The sequence below is a fragment of the Paenibacillus vini genome, from assembly GCF_018403325.1.
Taxonomy (GTDB): domain Bacteria; phylum Bacillota; class Bacilli; order Paenibacillales; family Paenibacillaceae; genus Fontibacillus; species Fontibacillus vini.
The window spans coordinates 127,348-143,909 of the sequence record NZ_BOSL01000014.1; the positions used below are offsets into that span (position 1 = coordinate 127,348).

Here is a 16,562-nt window from a genome sequence, read left to right on the forward strand (position 1 = left end):
TGAACGATGAAAGTTATTTTAGCTACATTAAACGCGAAATATATCCACACTTCACTGGCGATTCGACTGCTCAAAGCCTATAGCGGCGGTGAGTTCGATATCGATTTGGCAGAGTATACGATCAAGGATCCGGTGTTGAACATCGTATCCGATTTATATATGAAGCGGCCGGACGTGATCGGCTTTTCCTGTTATATCTGGAACATCGAAGAGACGATCAAGGTTATCGATATGCTGAAAAAGGTGCTGCCCGATACGGCGATCGTGTTGGGCGGGCCCGAGGTTTCCTATGACACGGCATATTGGATGGAGCGGGTGAAAAGTATTGATTATATCGTGATGGGTGACGGCGAAGAGACGTTCCATCACCTGCTGCAGGAGCTGTCCGGAGAACGCAAATTCCATTATGTATTCGGTGCGGCTTACCGGAAAGACGGAGAAGTTAGGGTTAATCCGGCCCGTCCGAAATCCGATCTAGACACACTGCCGTCGCCGCACCGGTTTCCGGAAGATATTCCGGATCTGGGCAAACGGATCGTCTACTTTGAGACAAGCCGGGGCTGTCCGTTCAATTGCCAGTTCTGCCTGTCCAGCATTGAGGTGGGCGTGCGTTATTACGATATTGAACGGGTAAAATCGGATATTCTGTATCTGATCGAACACGGTGCCAAAACGATCAAATTTCTGGATCGGACCTTCAACATCAACCGCAGCTACGCTATGGAAATGTTCGAGTTCCTGATCAACAATCACGGCGGCTGCGTATTCCAATTTGAAATCACGGCCGATATCATGCGGCCCGAGGTATTGGATTACTTGGCGGAGAACGCTCCGCCGGGCATCTTCCGGTTCGAAATTGGGGTCCAGTCGACAAACGATAACACCAATGAACTCGTTAAGCGACGTCAAAACTTTACCAAGCTGACGAGGACCGTCATGAAAATCAAGAACAGCGGAAAAATTGATCAGCATCTCGACCTGATCGCCGGGCTGCCCGAGGAGGATTACGCTTCTTTCCGTAAAACATTCAACGACGTATTTGCCATGCGTCCTGAGGAATTGCAGCTCGGGTTCCTGAAAATGCTGCGCGGTACGGGGCTTAGGAATGACGCCGCCAAGTACAATTACACTTATATGGATCATGCCCCTTATGAAATTCTGGGTAACGATATTATGCCTTTCTCCGATATCGTCCGGCTGAAGCGTTTGGAGGATGTGCTGGAGAAATATTGGAACGACCACCGGATGGACAATACGATGGAGTATTTGATTACCCGGGAGTTCGAATCGCCGTTCGATTTCTTTCAGGAATTGGGAGATTTCTGGGAAGGACAGGGGTGGCAGCGAATCGGCCATCAGCTGGAGGATTTGTTTACCCGGCTCTATGAGTTCCTGGAATGGCGCGGCATGAAGCAGCCGGAGATCGTGCTCGGTCTGATGAAGCTGGACTATTTCCTGGGTCACAAGTACAAGCCGCGCAAAATCTGGTGGGAAGACCGGATCGACAAACCGCGGCGGACCGCTTATTTCAAGGCTTTAACCGAGCGTCCGGCCGAAGTGTCTCCGGAGTTTGCGGCGCTTGATCTCGGCGAGCGGGAATTGCAAAAATGCGCTGTTCTGGACGAGCTTCCTTTTTCGCTTACGGATGTATTGGAAGGCAAAACGGACTTCGAAGAACGACAGGAAGGCACGCTGTTAGTTGTGTTGTACCAGCAGGATGATGCCGGCCATCAGAAGCCGGTCTACTATACGATGCCGGTTACTTCGGCTCTAGCGTAAGGAGTATAGTTTCTCTATTTTGCCGTCGTCTGATCCTGTTACATCATTCAGGCTAAAGCGGGGAATGGCTTAATATCCGGCGCAGCCGGCGCAGGCATAAGCCTATGTATTGGAATGGCCCAGTCAATCGACTGGGTTTGGAATAGAATAGGGTGTACTCTAAACCAAAGGAGGAATCCCTGTGAGTGGTGTAGTTGGTGGAAACGTTGGATGCGGCGGCGGAGGTTACCCAGGCGGTATTTTTACTTCAACAGGTGCCATTCTGGTACTGTTCATTTTGCTCGTGATCATCTCCAGAGCATTCGTATTGTAAGATAAATTTCTGATTTCCCGCTTAGCCTTCGGGCTCGGCGGGACTTTCTATTTATGGAAACATAAAATTTCTCCTTGATGTGGGTAATTTTTCCTTAGATGTCCCCGGAATAATGACAGGGTACTGAATTCCATAGTAATATATTAGATGTAACGAAAATGTCATACGTTGTAAATAAATCAATATACAACAATGTCGGGAGAGGATTGAAGATGTCGGATCAGGAACAACAGCGGACCCAGTCGTCGAACGATCAAATCGATGTCGCGGAATTGCTGAACGCTTTAATGGCTATGAAAAAAGGGAATTTCTCTTTCCGCTTGCCCTACGACCGGACGGGCATCTCAGGCAAAGTGGCAGACACGTTTAATGAAATTATGGACATGCAGGAAAGCCTGGTGGGAGAAATCCGCACTGTGGCCGAAGTGGTGGGCAAGGAAGGCAAGCTTACCCGCAGATTTAATCATAAAAATACCGGCGGTTCTTGGGAGCTTGTCGTTGAATCGCTCAATGGACTTGTCAGCGATTTAGTGCAGCCTACCGCCGAAGTTGCCCGTGTAATCAATGCGGTTGCACAGGGGGACTTGACGCAAAAGGTAGAGGTTGAATTCGAAGGAAGGCCTCTGACCGGGGAATACTTAAGAACCGCGAATAACATTAATATGATGGTCAACCAGCTTAGCACCTTTGCATCCGAAGTGACCAGGGTTGCCCGGGAAGTGGGTACCGAAGGCAAACTCGGCGGTCAAGCCGATGTTAAGGGCGTATCCGGGACTTGGAAGGACCTGACGGACAGCGTAAACAATATGGCTGCGAACTTGACCAACCAGGTGCGGAATATCGCCGCTGTGACGACGGCGGTCGCGACCGGCGATTTAACGAAACAAATTACCGTTAATGCGAAGGGCGAAATTCTGGAGTTGAAAGACACCATTAACACGATGGTCGACCAGTTATCGATGTTTGCCTCGGAAGTAACCCGGGTGGCCCGCGAGGTCGGCACCGAAGGTAAGCTGGGCGGTCAGGCTGATGTGAAAGGTGTATCTGGCACCTGGAAGGATTTGACGGACAGCGTTAATGATATGGCTTCCAATTTGACCGATCAGGTGCGGAATATCGCCGTCGTCACAACCGCGGTCGCGAACGGGGATCTATCGAAGAAGATCACTGCAAACGTGCAGGGTGAAATTCTCGAGCTTAAAAATACAATTAATACGATGGTGGATCAATTGTCGACCTTTGCATCCGAGGTAACGCGGATGGCGAGAGAGGTCGGTACGGAAGGCATTCTCGGCGGACAAGCCGAGGTTACCGGCGTGGCGGGTACATGGCGCGATTTGACGGAGAGCGTAAACTACATGGCGTCCAACCTGACGAACCAGGTCCGAAATATTGCGGAGGTTACGACCGCGGTAGCCAAAGGGGATTTGTCCAAGCATATTACGGTAAATGCGAAGGGCGAAATTCTGGAGCTGAAGAATACGATCAACATCATGGTGGATCAATTGTCCATCTTTGCGTCCGAGGTTACGCGGGTGGCCCGTGAGGTAGGTACGCTGGGGATGCTCGGCGGACAAGCCCAGGTTCGCGGCGTGGCCGGTACATGGCGCGATTTGACGGAGAGCGTAAACTACATGGCGTCCAACTTGACGAACCAGGTCCGAAATATTGCCGTTGTTACAACCGCCGTTGCGAACGGGGATCTCTCCAAGAAAATTACTGCGGATGTGCAGGGCGAAATTCTGGAGCTCAAAAATACGATCAACACGATGGTCGATCAGCTGTCTACCTTTGCATCCGAGGTTACGCGGGTGGCGCTGGAAGTCGGTACCGAAGGTAAACTCGGCGGACAAGCCGAGGTGAAAGGCGTCGGAGGTACCTGGAAGGATTTGACCGAGGGCGTGAATAACATGGCCCGAAATCTGACCGATCAGGTCCGCGGTATTGCCGAAGTAACGACTGCGGTAGCCAAAGGGGATTTGTCCAAAAAAATCACCGTAGATGCCAAAGGCGAAATCCTGGAACTGAAAAATACGATGAATACGATGGTGGACCAGCTAAGCCTGTTCGCGTCCGAGGTGACGCGCGTTGCGCGCGAGGTCGGCACGGAAGGAAAGCTGGGCGCTCAGGCGGATGTGAAGGACGTATCCGGTACTTGGAAAGACCTTACCGATACGGTAAATACGATGACCAGCAATCTGACGATTCAGATGCGCAATATCGCCGGCGTTACAACGGCGGTAGCCAACGGGGATCTATCGAAGCAGATCACCGTCGATGTAAAGGGCGAACTGCTTGAACTCAAGAATACGATCAATACGATGGTGGACCAGCTTAACTCGTTCGCGTCCGAGGTTACGCGCGTTGCGCGCGAGGTCGGCACCGACGGCAAGCTGGGCGGACAGGCACAAGTTCGCGGCGTCGGCGGCATTTGGAAGGATCTGACCGACAACGTTAATATTATGGCGGCTAACCTGACAGACCAGGTACGGGGCATCGCGAAGGTAGTCACGGCTGTCGCAAACGGGAACCTGAAGCAGAAGCTCACGGTGGAAGCTAAGGGTGAGATTGCGGAACTGACCGATACGATTAACAATATGATCGACACGCTCGCTACTTTTGCGGATCAAGTAACAACGGTGGCTCGTGAAGTCGGCGCGGAAGGCAAGCTGGGCGGACAAGCCAATGTGCCGGGAGCGGCCGGTACATGGCGCGATTTGACGTACAACGTAAACTACATGGCCAGTACGCTTACCTCTCAGGTTCGTGCGATCACGACTGTCGCTACCGCCGTAACCAAAGGGGATTTGTCGCGAAGCATTGATGTGGCGGCAGCGGGTGAAGTCGCCGAACTGAAGGATAACGTAAACGAGATGATCCGCAACCTGAAGGAAACGACCCGGATTAATACGGAGCAGGATTGGCTGAAGACGAATCTGGCCAAATTCTCAAGATTGCTGCAGGGTCAACGGGATTTGTATGCCGTATGCCGCATGATTCTATCCGAACTTGCTCCTCTGGTTTCGATGCAGCACGGAGTTATGTATATCAACGAGCCGGTGAACGGCGAAGCTACATTAGTGTTATTCGCCAGCTATGCTTATCAGCAGCGGAAGCATTTATCGAATCAGTTCCGGACCGGGGAAGGCCTCGTAGGCCAGTGTCTGATCGAGAAGCAGCGAATCCTGCTGACCAATGTTCCCGAAGATTATGTCATGATTTCCTCCGGCCTCGGCGAATCGGCACCGCTTAATATCGTGCTGCTGCCGATTATTTTTGAAGATCAGGTGCTCGCTGTACTGGAGCTTGCTTCGTTCCGTCGCTTCACCGATATCGATCTCGATTTCCTTGATCAGTTGACGGAATCGATCGGGATCGTAATCAATACGATGCAGGCCAACCGCCGGACGGAAGAGCTGCTGATGCAGTCCCAGTCCTTGACGGAAGAACTGCAAAACCAGCAGTTGGAGCTGCAGGAAACGAATGAAGAGCTGGAGGAAAAGGCGAAACTGCTCGTTCTTCAAAAAGCGGAAGTGGAGAGCAAAAACAACGAAGTCGAAATTGCCAGAAGGATCCTTGAGGAAAAAGCGGAACAGCTCGCTCTTACCTCGCGTTACAAATCCGAATTTTTGGCCAATATGTCCCATGAACTCCGGACTCCGCTGAACTCGCTGCTGCTACTTGCCGAGCAACTCTCCGAGAATCCCGACCAGAATCTGACGGACCATCAGGTGAAATTCGCGGAGACGATTCAGGATGCAGGGATAGAGCTGCTTGAACTGATCAATGACATTCTCGATTTGTCCAAAATCGAGTCTGGTACAGTAACCGCCGATTATAACGAATTCAAGATGAAGGATATCACCGAAGGGCTTGAACGAACCTTTGGCCTTATGGCCGATGACAAGAAGCTGGACTTCTTGATCAAGCTGGATCCAAGCCTTCCGGATAAAATGGTAACGGATCCGAAAAGGTTGCAGCAGGTTCTGAAAAACCTGTTGTCCAATGCCTTCAAGTTTACGGAAGAAGGACAGGTCGTCCTTCATATCCATAAGGCCGTTGATGGCTGGAGTGCCGGCAACGAGCGACTCAACCGGGCCAAAGAAGTGGTTTGCTTCTCGGTTAGCGATACGGGTATCGGAATTCCCATTGAAAAGCAGGGGATCATATTTGAAGCTTTCCAACAGGCCGACGGAAGCACGAGCCGGGAATACGGAGGCACGGGCCTGGGACTTGCTATCTCGCGCGAGATTGCGACTTTGTTAGGCGGAGAAATTACCTTGTACAGCGTGGTGAATAAAGGCAGCGTCTTTAATCTGTACCTGCCCTTGTATACCGATGTTCCCGGTCATGAGCCGGAGGAAGAATCGGGCCAGGAGACGCCGGTTCAGCCGCCGAAATACGTACCGGAAGTCATCGATGTAACTCCTCGCGAATCCAAACGGGGAAGCACGCCGAGGGAAGAGAAGGTCATCCAGGACGACCGGGATTCCATTGAGCCGGGGGACAGTGTATTTTTGATCGTGGAAGACGATGTTAAATTCAACGTGATTTTGCTTGATATTTTGCATAAAAAAGGAATCAAGGTGATCATTACAACCCGGGGCAACGGGGCATTGGAGCTTGCTCAGAAATACCGTCCGGATGCCATTACCCTTGATCTACGTCTAAAGGATATGGACGGCTGGCTGGTTATCGACCAATTGAAGAATGATCTGAGTGTCCGGCATATTCCGATTTGCGTTATCACGGTGGAAGAAGACGAAATTCCGCTGCGTCAGAAAGGCGTGTATGAGTATTTAGGGAAGCCTGTAACCAATGAAGAGCTGGAGTCGAAGCTGGATCAACTGAAACAGTTCTCGGCACGGGAGAAGCATCGTCTGCTTATCGTCATGAGCGACAACGACCGCCGCGATGAATCGGTGCAGCTTCTTGCCAACAACGATTTGGAGATCATTACTGCAGATACAGGCCGCAAAGCTTTGAATCAACTCAAAAATCACAGCTTTGACGTCATTCTGATCGACAATGATTTGAGCAATACGGACGTGCTTGGCCTGGTTCATGAAATTCATAAGAATATGCAAAATAAATCCGTTCCGATTATTCTGAACCGCAATCGGAAGTGGACTCAGGAGCAAGAGAGTCAGCTTGAGGATCTTATGAAATCGTCCGTGATCAAAGAAGTCAAAACGCCGATTCAAATGATGGACGAATCCAGCTTATTCTTGCACCGCAAGGCTGAGAACCTGCCGGCTGAGTCGCGGGAGAAGCTGGTGAAGCTGCATGAATCCGACGAGATGATCACGTCCAAGCAGGTGCTCGTCGTAGATGATGATATTCGGAATATTTTTGCACTGACAACGATTCTGGAACGTCATAACATGAAGGTAATCCCTGCGGAGAACGGGCAGGAGGCGATCCAGATTTTGGAGCAAACGCCATCCATTGAAATCGTACTGATGGATATTATGATGCCGATTATGGACGGGTACGAAACGACCCGGGCGATCCGTCAGAAGCCGGAGTTTCAAAATCTGCCGATTATCGCATTAACGGCTAAAGCGATGAGCGGGGACCGTGAGGCTTGTCTGGAGGCGGGAGCTTCCGATTATATTACGAAGCCTGTAAACAGCGCACAGCTGCTTTCCTTGATCCGGAGCTGGCTTGACCATCCGATCGAAGGGGAACCTGAAGCGGATAATAAGTAGAAGTTAAAAGGGACCGCCCAAGCCAGATGGCTTTGGAGCGGTCCCTTTGTCGTTAAAATATTTTTGAAGAAGGCAGTTTAACCCGTATGCCGGATCAGCCAATCCGCGGTATCGCGGCTCACCTCATCCCGGTTGCTTTCGTTGAGCATTTCATGCCTTCCTCCCGGGTACAGCCGGACATCAACATTCTGAAGCCCCAACTGTTCATAGAGAGCAACAAGTCTGCGGACGCCTTTTCCTTGAAGGCCTACGGGGTCCTGTTCGCCCCCGAAAATATAAACCGGCTTATCCTTTGGAATCTTGGCCATCCGGTCAGGACGGTGGATTTCACGCAGCAGGCCGAATAGCCCGTCGAAAAATCCGGCGCTGCAAACAAAACCGCAGAGCGGATTTTCTATGTATTTATCCACTTCCCGTTCATCCCTGGACAGCCAGTCGAATGGCGTGCGCATCGGCATGAAATTTTTGTTGAAGCTGCCGAAGGACAAAGCGTTCATGAGCAGGCTGGGATGATCAGGACCCTGAAGCTTAGACTGCAAAATCGCCAGGTTTTGGCCGAAGGAAAGGAGACCTCTCGGACCGTTGGTTCCGGTCAGAATAAACCCCTTGTATCTATCCGGTCCGGTATACATCGTTTTCTGCGTCAAAAAAGATCCCATGCTGTGTCCCATCAGAAAAAGAGGAAGGCCGGCATGCCTTTCTTGAATAATTTCGCCCAGGGCAATCATATCGCGGACCATGCCGTTCAGGCCGTCTTTGCCGGGCCAGCCAAGCTCTTCCGGCCCGGCGGCGGTTCGACCATGACCCCTGTGGTCATTGGCGTAAACCACGAAGCCGTCGCTCGTCAGAACCTCCGCAAACCGTTTATATCGCTCGGCCGTCTCGCTCATGCCGTGGGCGATTTGCAGCACTCCCCGCAGAGGGAGCGACGGGTCGGAGGGAGACCATTCATAGACAAACACCTCTTGCCCGGCATCATTTTCAAATTTGAAAGTTTGTTCCCGCATGCTCCAGCACTTCCTTCTTGGATATTTGGAAATCTCTTTCGCGTTAAGCCAAATGCGCCGGCTCGAAAAACTCGATCACTTCTCCGTCCGGTCCGTTAAAAAAGAAGAACCGGTTCCCGTTCGGTAAGGAACGGATTTCGGGATCAAGGCCCGATAGACCGAGCTTCGCGATCCGCTCATATTCATATTGTATGCCGCTGGCCGTAAATGCTATATGGTGTACTTTACCCTCACGCGGCAGATCTTCACCATCGCGGATATAAACCAGTTCAAGTTCTACGGATTCCTGACCCGGGAAGGTCAAGAAGGCCAGGCGGAGCGGCTCGTCAACCTCCCCTACGGTGTATAAGTGCTTAAGTCCGATCACCCGGACATAAAATTCAATGGAATCTTCAAGCGCTGTTACGCGGATGCCCACATGCTCCATCTTTTTAACTGGCATCGTTATCCCCTTCTTTACTTTGTTTTTTTTCGACTGCAATGAGATATGGCGACGCCGGCTTCTGCGGCTGCCGGTATAACATGGCTTGTCCTGCCGATTGCGGAAGTGCTGCCGCCCAGGCTTCCACAGCCGCCGCTTCCTCGTCGCCTCCGGGGTGGCCCGGATACAGAACAACGGTGAGCAGGCCGCGCGGCTTCAGAAGCCTTACAGCTGCGTTAAGCGCCTTTAAGGTGCTTTCCGTATGCGTAATTACTGCAGGGTCTGCCCCCTGTGCGGGTAAATACCCTAGGTTGAACATGACTGCGCCTAGCTTGCCCCGGACTTCCGGTGGCAGTGCCGTTTCCATGTCCGCATGGCTGCTCTCCAGCAGCGTCACGGGTGAGAGCGGGGCGCTTGCTTCCTTATCCAGTCTGGCTTGCGTCAATGCAAGAGCCTCGGCCTGGATGTCAAAAGAGAATACGCTCCCGCGCGGACCGCAAGCTTTGGCAAGGAAGAGGGTATCGGCACCCGTGCCTGCCGTAGCGTCTACTGCACTATCGCCAGGCTGCAATCGCTCGCCCGCCAGTTTGTGGGCAAAGCTTAGTACAGAGAGAAAGCCCATTTGTTATCCCCTCCAATATTTACCTTGCCAGGTGTCTCGTTGTTTAAGCTCATCATCGATCGCGTTCAGCACTTCCCATTTCTTGAGACTCCACATGGGACCGATTAACAGGTCGCGGGGAGCATCGCCGGTTAGGCGGTGGACGATCATTTCGGGCGGCAGAAATTCCAGCGTGTCTACGATGAGCTTCACATATTCGTCCTTTTCCAGGAAGCGCAGGAGGCCGGCATCATACTGCTTGACCATCGGCGTTTTGCGCATCAGGTGAAGTAGATGAATCTTGATGCCTTGCACATCCATTTTAGCGACGGCCCGGCCGGTTTCCAGCATCATTTCGTGGCTTTCCTGGGGCAGTCCGTAAATAATATGGGTGCAGACGCGGATGTTCCGCTTGCGCAGCTTCTCTACGGCTTCCAGATAACATTGGGTGTCGTGAGCGCGATTTATTAATGTGGAGGTGGATTCATGGATGGTTTGAAGTCCCATTTCCACCCACAGATATGTGCGTTCATTAAGCTCGGCCAAATAGTCGACGACATCGTCGGGGAGACAGTCAGGCCGCGTTGCGATCGAGAGACCGACTACGCCTGGTTGCTCCAGAATGGCTTCATAATATTCACGCAGATCTTCCACAGGCGCGTACGTATTCGTATAAGCCTGAAAATAACCGATATATTTGGCGTTGGGCCATTTCAGATGCTGTCTGTCCCGGATCGTGTTAAACTGCGTGACGAGATCGTCCCTGCGGCTTCCGGCAAAATCGCCGGAGCCTCGCGCACTGCAAAATGTGCATCCTCCTTTAGCGATCGAACCGTCCCGGTTCGGGCAGGTGAAGCCTGCGTCGAGCATCACTTTAAATACTTTTTCCCCGAACTGTTGCCGCATCTCTGTGTTCCAGGTATGAAATCGTTTGTCACCCCAAATAGCGGGTGTTTCTGATAGTGTTGTAGTCATCTTTACTCCCTTATCCTCGCTCTGCATGAGATTGTTATTAATTGTCACAAAATAAGTTTTTGTGTCGTATAAAGTGGTCCAAACCCTATGGTTAAGCGGGTTCACATGATTCATTGTATCAAAAATCAAGTAAAAAGGGGAATTTGCCTAGGGGTGTTTTCTTGCGATGAATTACAGATTATGTTATTTTAAGTGTAACTGACATACGTTTGGACCCCAATTCCAAAATATATCGAAAAAGGAATCTCGCGTACCGTCTCCCCGGCGGTGCGAAGTGATTCCTTTTTCATTTGTACATGAAAGAGTACTTTATCTCTTTACTTTTAGTTCGAACTTCGGCAAAATGTTTCAGTAATGGAGTAATGAGTTTGCATATACATGAAAGCGGAGGAATGACATGCGTTTACGCGGTAGAAAAGGAATCCGGGAGAATTTGGAGCAACAGCAAGACCTGGTCGTGCTGGATCCCCGGGAATATAAAGGAAAATGGTCGCAGATCTTCGGAAACGACCGTCCACTTCATATCGAGCTTGGCATGGGTAAGGGGCAATTCATTAGCGGAATGAGCTTTAAACATCCGGATTGCAATTTTGTGGGGATGGATATGTATGATGAATTAATCCGCCGGGCAAGCGAAAAGGTACGAAATATCTGGTCCGGACACGACGGAGAGAATCCGGCAAACGTCCGGCTTGCCTTAGGCAACATCGAATCCATCGAGGAGTTCTTTGCTCCGGGCGAAGTCGAACGGATTTATTTGAATTTTAGCGATCCTTGGCCGAAAAAGAAGCATGGGCGCAGAAGACTGACACACCCGCGCTTTTTGGATAAGTATCGGACGCTGCTGAATGAAGAAGGAGAGATTCATTTCAAAACTGATTCGCGGGAGCTGTTTGAATTCTCCCTGAATTCTTTTGCCGCGACCGGATTGCAGATGGATCAAATTTCGCTAAATTTGCACGGTGAAGGTATTAACGAGAACCATGTCATGACGGAATACGAGAGCAAATTCGTGGGACAAGGGATGCCCATTTATCGTTGCGAAGTCAAGGTTGGCGAGTCGGCCCTGCGCCGTTACCACGAACATAAAATGGATCAATTTTAACAATGGACAAACAGGCCTCCGGATTATTCCGGAGGCCTGTTTGTCTTTATAAACGGGGAAGGTTGCAATTTTAAGACGTCACCTTATTGCGTTCTATAAGATCCATAATGGCTTGCGCACTTTGCAGCGGATAATAACTGGCGATATGTTCGAGCACTTCTTCACGGTTTCGCACGACTTCGTCATAATTGTTAGTCAGCCGTTTAATCCACTTGGTAATGTCATCCAGCGAGCTGATCGGGGTACCCCATCCTTGCGAGGTGAAATACTGCGAATTTTCTTCCTCTTGCCCCGGAAGCGGCTTGTGGAACAGCATCGGAATTCCCTTGGCCAACCCTTCGGTGCAGGTCATGCCCCCGGGTTTGGTAATGAGGAGATCGGAAGCCTCCATCAGCTTGTCGATTTCCCTGGTAAATCCGAGCAGGTGGATATGCTCATGGATATAACGGGGATCCTTCTTCATCTTCTCCAGCGACTTGGTGTTGCTGCCGAAGCAAAAGATGATTTGGATTTGGTCCCGGTATGAGGCTAGGTGCGAATTGACCGCCTCATCTTTCATAAAGCCCCAACCGCCCCCCATAACAAGCACCGTCGGCATGTTTTTTAGGTTAAATTGGGCCCGGATATCATCTTTCCCGTGGCGTTCCCAGAAATTCGGATGCACCGGAATGCCGGTAATCCGGATCTTCTCTTCTTCGACTCCCCGCTCAAGCAGCTTCTGCTTAACTTGCTCGGTGGATACGAGATAGCTGTTTACTTCCCGGCTGACCCACGTCCCATGCGCATCATAATCGGTAATCACGGTGCAGAGCGGAACGTCCAGGAGCTCGAGCCTCTTGATCCGCGATATAATGGCGCTCGGAATCGGGTGAGTACAGACGATAACGTCGGGATGGAGCTGCCGGATTACTTGAATCGTACGGGTATAAAATATCCGATGGAGAGCAAGCGTCGTCAATCGGTTTAATGATTTCTTATAATTGCTTCGATACATCATTCGAACAAGCCGTGGCTGGGTGGATACCGTTTTCTTATAGGCGGTAATAATGATCGGCGCCACTCTAGGATTTAAGAAACTGCCCAGTTCTAGGACTTTAGTCTGCACATGTGGTGCCACTTTGCGTAAACTGCTGGAGAGCGCATACGCCGCCTGTGTATGTCCGGCTCCAAACCCCTCAGATAAAAGCAAGACTCTTTGTTTTTGCACTTTAGTTTCACCTTTTCCTGCAAGGTTTTTCTACCATTTACAATATCCCCTTTACGCCCATAATGCAACCGTTCCAAGGGCGACGGAAGATCCGATTACGGCCCCTGCAAGCACGTCGGAAGGATAGTGTAAACCCAAATAAATGCGGGATACCGCGACGATCAGAGCCAGCGGGCCGAGAATGAACGCAAGGGCCGGCTGCACTGCCATAAAGGTCATAGTCACCGAAAAAATGGCAGTCGTGTGTCCGGAAGGAAAAGAGTGGTCCGTGAGCGGATTCCGAAACGTATTGGTTCCGGGAAGGGTCAAATACGGACGGACCCTTGGATATGTTTTTTTAGCCAAAGCGACTGGAATATGGCTGATCGCCAGGGCGACACAGGCTTGAAGGCCTACTTTGTTCCATGGCGCCGGGGCGACGATCCAAATAAAAAGAGTAGATAAAATAGTAAACCAGGCGCCCCCCAAATGAGTGAGATGGTACAGCCAGAAATTAAGAAAGCTTCGGTGCAAGCGTCCGTTGATTCCTACAAAAAGTCGTTGATCCAGTTGTATTAATTTTTGAAGCAATCGGTTCATAAAGATCCCTCCGCGCTTGGTCTGCCGCAAGATACGGCCTAAATTTGCCGTTAATGTAGAAAGTGCAATGCAGTAATGGCATTTTCAGGTAAGTCTCATCATATTTTGATTCCGTGGCCTTTTTCAAGATCAGGGGACTTTGTGAGTTAATATACCCTTTTTTTGAATTCTTGTGAATCTCGCTTCTGGATATTGATTCAAATGATAGCAAAAAAGTTTAAAGGAAAATGAGTTATTGAGTAAACTTTTTTTGTTTTTTTTCGTTTGTGTATTAACGACTGATTTTATATAGAGTTAACAATTTGAAAAAAAGGGGGACTAAAGAAATAAAAAGCGTCAAAATTGATGAAAATAAGAACTAACCGCAATGATTGCTGGTTGCGGCGGTGCTTTGCGCGAATATAGGGTTACTTCCGTCGGATTTTGCTCTACGCAGGGTTTACAGCGGTTTGACAAATGATACAAAGTCATGGAAAATCGAAAAAGCGTTGAAAATGAAAAGAGATTTTCAGAATTCACACAGCATGTCACAAAGGGTCATAAAAACAAAACTCCGTAAGATCTAAAAAAACTAAAAAAATCAAAGGGAGTTAAAAGGGGGTACTAGAGATCATGATGGACGCCATTTTAATATCGCTGCAGGTCGTGCTTGCGGTGATCGGGGTGTACCAGTTCGGTTTATCGCTGTTTGGCATGTATAAGAAAAAGAAAAAAGAAAGCCATGCTCCATCCAAGTCCTTTGCAGTATTGGTAGCGGCACATAACGAGGAAAAAGTCGTCGGTGCCCTGATGGAAAATCTGAAGCATCTGAACTATCCGAAAGAGCTTTACGACGTATTCGTCATTTGCGACAACTGTACCGACAGTACGGCGGATATTGTCCGGAGTCACGGAATGAACGCTTGTGTCCGTACCAATACGAATTTGCGCGGCAAAGGCTACGCGATCGAATGGATGCTCAAGCAATTGTGGAAAATGCCACGGCAATATGATGCCGTCGTAATGTTTGACGCCGACAACTTGGCGCATCCCGATTTTCTGAGCGAAATGAACAATGACCTCTGCTCCGGCGCCCGGGTCATTCAAGGATACATTGACACCAAGAACCCGGAAGACTCCTGGATTACAGCTTCTTACGGGATCTCCTATTGGTATTGTAACCGTCTGTGGCAGTTATCCCGCCACAATTTGAATATGGCTAACTTCCTCGGCGGTACGGGGATGTGCTTTGAAACCGAGCTGCTGAAAGAAATCGGCTGGGGAGCAACGAGCCTCGTGGAAGACTTGGAGTTCACGATGCGCTGCGTGGAACGCGGGGTTTACCCGGTATTTAATTACGATGCCAAGCTGTTTGACGAAAAGCCGCTCACCTTCAAAGCGTCCGCGCGTCAGCGTTTACGCTGGATGCAGGGACACTTTACAGTAGCCCGCAGATATTTCTTCCCGCTTTTGTGGAAGAGCATCAAGGAACGTAACCTGGTTAAGCTCGATATGGCTATTTACGGAGCTAACGTATATATCGTGTTGCTGACTTTTCTGTTGACGGCTTTTATTTGGGCGGACCAGTCCTTGTTCGGCGGACCGAACTTTGAAACGCTGTACGCCAAGTTCCCGCTGTGGATCTCGTTTGTGGCGATTGCAGCTAACGTATTCATTTTCTTGGCAGCCATGATTCTCGAAAAGGTCAAGTTCAAGAAGGTGTACGCTTATCTGGTGCTGTTCCCGATTTACCTGATTTCCTGGTGGCCGATTACTTTCTACGCGTTCTTTACCCAGAACAACAAACAATGGAGTCATACGCAGCATACACGGGTAGTACGTCTAGAAGAAGTCCAAAAAGGATAGGAAGCTTAAAAATCGGATCTTTGATCACGAAGTGTTGCTGTGGAGCGGATTCGGCATCGAATCTTGAATTCAGCCGAGCCTTCCGGTGCTCACGTAGGTTGCCCTACGCTCCGCTCCTCAGTCTCGTCTTCATCCAACCTTCTCGGTGCTGAAAGCCCGATTTTTGAGCCTTGATTGGAATAGGTAACTCAAAAACCGGACTTTTGATCAAAACTCGAATCAAAGTCTTGACACGGCCTGACGGCATGTGTTAAAGTGTTTGAGTGTTGCAATGAATAGTATTTGGATTGCAAGCAGAGGCCATGGCTTCTCACCTGTCCGACGATTACGTTGGCTGGTTTTGATCCGATGATTTGTGAATGGTATGTTCATGAAGAATTGATCAATTTGGGATGCGGGCGGTAACCTGCATCCCTTTTTATTTTGCAATATCCGTCTTAAGACAAGAAAATCCTTGGAGGTGGAGAGTTATCAGTAAAGAACATTTGATCAATGATGAGATACGGGCCAAAGAAGTGCGTTTGGTAGGTGCGGAAGGCGAACAAATTGGTATCACGCCGATTCGCGAAGCGCTGCAAATGGCAATCGACTTGAATCTGGATCTGGTTAACGTGGCACCGACGGCCAAACCTCCGGTATGCCGGATTATGGACTACGGCAAGTTCCGTTATGAGCAACAGAAGAAAGAGAAGGAAGCCCGTAAGAATCAAAAGATAGTGGACATCAAGGAAGTATGGTTCCGCTCCAACATTGAGGAACACGACTTTCAGACGAAGCTTCGCAATGTGATCAAATTTTTGAAAGACGGCGACAAGGTAAAATGCTCGGTTCGTTTCCGCGGCCGTGAAATTGCCCATGCCGACATCGGAAAGAAAATTCTCGATCGCGTCAAAGAAGAGGTCGTTGAACTTTCGACGGTGGAACGTCTTCCAAAATTGGAAGGCCGCAGCATGATCATGATTTTGGCACCTAAAAACTAAACGCGGCTTCGTGACTTCGCCAAAGGCGAACTTCGCAAG

General features: G+C 49.9%; 12 protein-coding genes. 6 read left to right on the plus strand and 6 right to left on the minus strand.

From position 1 onward, the window contains the following. Positions 1-6: 6 nt before the first annotated feature. The 3 genes from KJS57_RS19585 (at position 7) to KJS57_RS19590 (ending at position 7,803) form a co-directional block, all read left to right on the plus strand. The gene (locus tag KJS57_RS19585) at positions 7-1,779 is read left to right on the plus strand and encodes a B12-binding domain-containing radical SAM protein (protein WP_213656068.1); all 1,773 of its coding nucleotides are present in this window, start codon (positions 7-9) and stop codon (positions 1,777-1,779) included. 181 nt (positions 1,780-1,960) lie between these two features. Next, a complete protein-coding gene (locus KJS57_RS26630) occupies positions 1,961-2,092 on the plus strand; it encodes a hypothetical protein (protein WP_280520396.1) in 132 nt (43 codons plus the stop codon). A 212-nt stretch (positions 2,093-2,304) separates the two neighbouring features. Further along, on the plus strand, positions 2,305-7,803 hold the full coding sequence (locus KJS57_RS19590) for a HAMP domain-containing protein (RefSeq protein ID WP_213656069.1): 5,499 nt from the start codon (positions 2,305-2,307) through the stop codon (positions 7,801-7,803). A gap of 77 nt (positions 7,804-7,880) precedes the next feature. Here the strand turns inward: KJS57_RS19590 and KJS57_RS19595 are convergent, their stop codons facing one another. Genes KJS57_RS19595 through mnmL form a run of 4 tightly spaced genes read right to left on the minus strand, consistent with a single transcriptional unit; the run spans position 7,881 to position 10,807 of the window. After that, the gene (locus KJS57_RS19595) at positions 7,881-8,810 is read right to left on the minus strand and encodes an alpha/beta fold hydrolase (protein WP_213656070.1); all 930 of its coding nucleotides are present in this window, start codon (positions 8,808-8,810) and stop codon (positions 7,881-7,883) included. Between the two features lie 43 nt (positions 8,811-8,853). Beyond that, positions 8,854-9,252: a VOC family protein gene (locus KJS57_RS19600; protein WP_211022032.1), complete on the minus strand. Its 399-nt coding sequence runs from the start codon at positions 9,250-9,252 to the stop codon at positions 8,854-8,856. Continuing rightward, positions 9,242-9,853: a tRNA 5-(aminomethyl)-2-thiouridylate-methyltransferase MnmM gene (gene mnmM / locus KJS57_RS19605; RefSeq protein WP_211022034.1), complete on the minus strand. Its 612-nt coding sequence runs from the start codon at positions 9,851-9,853 to the stop codon at positions 9,242-9,244. Before mnmM ends, KJS57_RS19600 begins: the two co-directional genes overlap by 11 nt. 3 nt (positions 9,854-9,856) lie before the next feature. After that, positions 9,857-10,807: a tRNA modification radical SAM protein MnmL/YtqA gene (gene mnmL, locus KJS57_RS19610; protein WP_213656071.1), complete on the minus strand. Its 951-nt coding sequence runs from the start codon at positions 10,805-10,807 to the stop codon at positions 9,857-9,859. 397 nt (positions 10,808-11,204) lie between these two features. Between mnmL and trmB the strand changes: the two genes are divergently transcribed. Beyond that, a complete protein-coding gene (gene trmB, locus KJS57_RS19615; RefSeq protein WP_213656072.1) occupies positions 11,205-11,912 on the plus strand; it encodes a tRNA (guanosine(46)-N7)-methyltransferase TrmB in 708 nt (235 codons plus the stop codon). A gap of 70 nt (positions 11,913-11,982) precedes the next feature. On the opposite strand, the gene KJS57_RS19620 is transcribed toward trmB, so the two are convergent. Then, the gene (locus KJS57_RS19620; RefSeq protein ID WP_211022040.1) at positions 11,983-13,119 is read right to left on the minus strand and encodes an MGDG synthase family glycosyltransferase; all 1,137 of its coding nucleotides are present in this window, start codon (positions 13,117-13,119) and stop codon (positions 11,983-11,985) included. 51 nt (positions 13,120-13,170) lie between these two features. After that, positions 13,171-13,698, minus strand: a complete 528-nt coding sequence (locus tag KJS57_RS19625; RefSeq protein WP_213656073.1) for a phosphatase PAP2 family protein — start codon at positions 13,696-13,698, stop codon at positions 13,171-13,173. Between the two features lie 612 nt (positions 13,699-14,310). Between KJS57_RS19625 and KJS57_RS19630 the strand changes: the two genes are divergently transcribed. Beyond that, complete coding sequence (locus KJS57_RS19630; protein ID WP_211022044.1) at positions 14,311-15,543, plus strand: glycosyltransferase family 2 protein; 1,233 nt, start codon at positions 14,311-14,313, stop codon at positions 15,541-15,543. 485 nt (positions 15,544-16,028) lie between these two features. Further along, entirely contained in the window at positions 16,029-16,523 is a 495-nt protein-coding gene (gene infC, locus KJS57_RS19635) for a translation initiation factor IF-3 (protein WP_211022046.1), read from the plus strand. Positions 16,524-16,562 lie beyond the last annotated feature (39 nt).